This window comes from Aeromonas sp. ZOR0002, from assembly GCF_963866995.1.
In the GTDB taxonomy this organism is placed as follows: domain Bacteria; phylum Pseudomonadota; class Gammaproteobacteria; order Enterobacterales; family Aeromonadaceae; genus Aeromonas; species Aeromonas caviae.
Genome location: NZ_CAWMFQ010000223.1, coordinates 1 through 2,655, shown reverse-complemented (window position 1 = coordinate 2,655; position 2,655 = coordinate 1). Strand labels below are relative to the sequence as shown.

The window sequence follows — 2,655 nt, the reverse complement described above, 5'->3', positions numbered from 1 at the left end:
AATAAAACAAAAGGCCCCGTCGAAAGACGGGGCCTTTTGTTTATCAAGGGCTGGTTTGACACTTCTCTGTGGCCGGTCTCAGACCGCTTGCTCAGGCCAGCTTCAACATCGGCATCTGTTCGCGTTTGTCACAGTGCGTCAGATGGACCCGGCTGGTCAGGCGGGTCAGCAGCTCGTAGGGGATGGTGCCTATCTTTTCGGCCACCTGTTCCACCGGCAACCCTTCCCCCCACAGCGTCACCTCGTCTCCCACCTTGTCGCTGGCCGCCGGCCCCAGATCGACGGTGATCATGTCCATGGAAACCCGACCCACGATGGGCACCCGGCGGCCATTGATCAGCATGGGGGTACCTTCGGGCGCCATGCGGGGGTAACCATCGCCATATCCCGCGGCCACCACGCCGAGGGTAGTATTTCGATCCGCCACCCAGTGTCCTCCATAGCCGACCGCCTCGCCCTGCTGGCAGGCGCGGGTGGCGATGAGCTGGCTCTTGAGATTCATGACCGGGCGCAGGTCATGGTCGGCGGCAAGCTGACCGGTAAACGGGGAGGCGCCGTAGAGCATGAGGCCGGGTCGGATCCAGTCGCTGCGCGATGCCGGCCAGGCGAGGATGCCGGCGGAGTTGGCCATGGCCCGCTCGCCCGGCAGATGAGCAGAGAGGCGGTTGAATTCCTCGATCTGCAGCCGGGTGGCCTGGGTATCCTGCTCATCGGACTGGCTGAAGTGCGTCATCAGATGGAACGGCTGCACCACGTTGCGACAATGGCTCAGCCGCTCGATGAAGGCGGGCAGCTCCAGGGTGCGCAGCCCGAGCCGGTTCATTCCGGTATCGAGCTTGAGCCACACCTTGATGGGGGCGGGCAGACTGGCCTGCTCGAGCAGTGCCAGCTGCTCCCAGGTATGCAAGGTGGTTTGCAGTTCGTGTTTCGCCAGCAGCGGCAGCGCCTCGGCACTGAAGAAGCCTCCCAGCACCAGAATGGGCTTGGTGATGGCGTTGGCACGCAGCACCAGCGCCTCCTCGACCCTTGCCACCGCATAGGCATCGGCCTGGGCGAGGGCGTGGGCCACCTGCAGCAGCCCATGGCCATAGGCATTGGCCTTGAGTACCGCGATGATCTTGCTGTGGGGGGCATGGCGGCGCACCACGGTGAAATTGTGCTGGAGTGCATCGATATCGATGCTGGCCGTAACTGTGTTCATCATGGGTCGGGTGTCTGCTCGATGAGTAGTTGGCTGATGGTTTCAATCCCGATCCGGTGATCCTGGCTGCCGGGACGAGCAAACGGGGGTCACTGAATCATGTTTTTTATATGCTTTAAAATGTAAAAAGATGTTATCAGTTGTTTTTTTGTTGGTAAATTATGTGGCGAATAGGAATGCGTAAATGCGCAAAATACGGAATATTCCTCGGTATAAATTTCCCTGCCAACGCTTTCTCTGGCTCCCTATCGGGCAATATTTATCACTGGTTTTTCCCCTTAAAACGGGAGGGGGATCGAGCCGTTTTCGCACATTGTTGGCGGTTTTTCGCGCCGGCTGCGTGCAGGTGGGGTTGCCGACCCCTGGCCAAGGTGCGGGGAGGGGCAGGTGCATGGCAGAGGAGAAAAGCAGGCTACCAGCTCCATGGGGGGTGAAGGTGGAACTGCCGGATTAAAGAGGGCATCTCGTCGAACCGGCGAGTGGTGTACGCCACCAAGAAAGCTTGTGGCCGGCTTGGTGGCGCACGCGGCCGGAGAGACAGGTCATCCGTGGCCAGGGATGGTGAAGCATGGATGTGGGCCGGTTAATTAATCAAGCGGCGAAGATCAGCCTTGAACAGCAGGGCGGGTTATTTCTTAAAAGCTGATAATAAATATCGTTTGCGCGTTCATTTTGGTTGGTGACATATAATTAAATAAAATTTAAAGGTATATATTTTTAGCTACTTTTGACGCGGAAAAAAGCCTGTAACTGGTAGCATAAATATTGGATCAAATAGTGTGACAACGCTTTCATTCTGATTATTTAACATCACGAACTAACGGGTAATTTAAATGAATTAAATTCAATAACACGCAAAAACACCCCCTAGTGGGTATTTTAGTAGCCCACACCATGCTTTCTAAGTCTATGCTATATATGGAGTTTTTAAATCCATGATGATGAGTTTTCTATTTGAATAATGTTCCGTCACTTGATGGAGATCAACATAAAGGGGGAGGGGGAGGCATAGCATTCCCGCAATTAAGCATTTGTCAAACAATGCTCACTGACGGGAATAAGAAAAATGGTCGAGGATACTTTTTTATCGGCTCATGGAATTAATCGCCGTGACTTTATGAAGCTTTGCGCCGGGATGGCCGCAACCCTTGGATTAAGCCAGCATGCCGTGGCCAAGATGGCCACCGCGCTCACCAGCCCCGAGCGGCCACCGGTGATCTGGATAGGGGCGCAGGAGTGTACTGGTTGCACCGAATCGCTGCTGCGCGCCACCCACCCTACCATCGAGAACCTGATCCTCAACACCATTTCGCTGGAGTATCACGAGGTGCTCTCGGCGGCCTTCGGTCATCAGGCCGAAGAGAACAAGCACAATGCCATCGAACGCTACAAGGGCAAGTATGTGCTGGTGGTGGATGGCTCCATCCCGCTTAAAGATGGCGGCATCTACTGCA

Annotated in this window: 2 protein-coding genes; one reads left to right on the top strand and one right to left on the bottom strand. The window is 55.4% G+C overall.

The window, feature by feature from the left end; genetic code table 11:
* Positions 1-91: 91 nt before the first annotated feature.
* Positions 92-1,204, bottom strand: a complete 1,113-nt coding sequence (alr, locus tag AACR77_RS12855; RefSeq protein ID WP_171865750.1) for an alanine racemase — start codon at positions 1,202-1,204, stop codon at positions 92-94.
* A 1,063-nt stretch (positions 1,205-2,267) separates the two neighbouring features.
* On the opposite strand from alr, the gene AACR77_RS12850 reads away from it, so the two are divergent.
* The coding region (locus AACR77_RS12850) for a hydrogenase small subunit (protein ID WP_042882000.1) at positions 2,268-2,655 on the top strand (388 nt) is incomplete at its 3' end.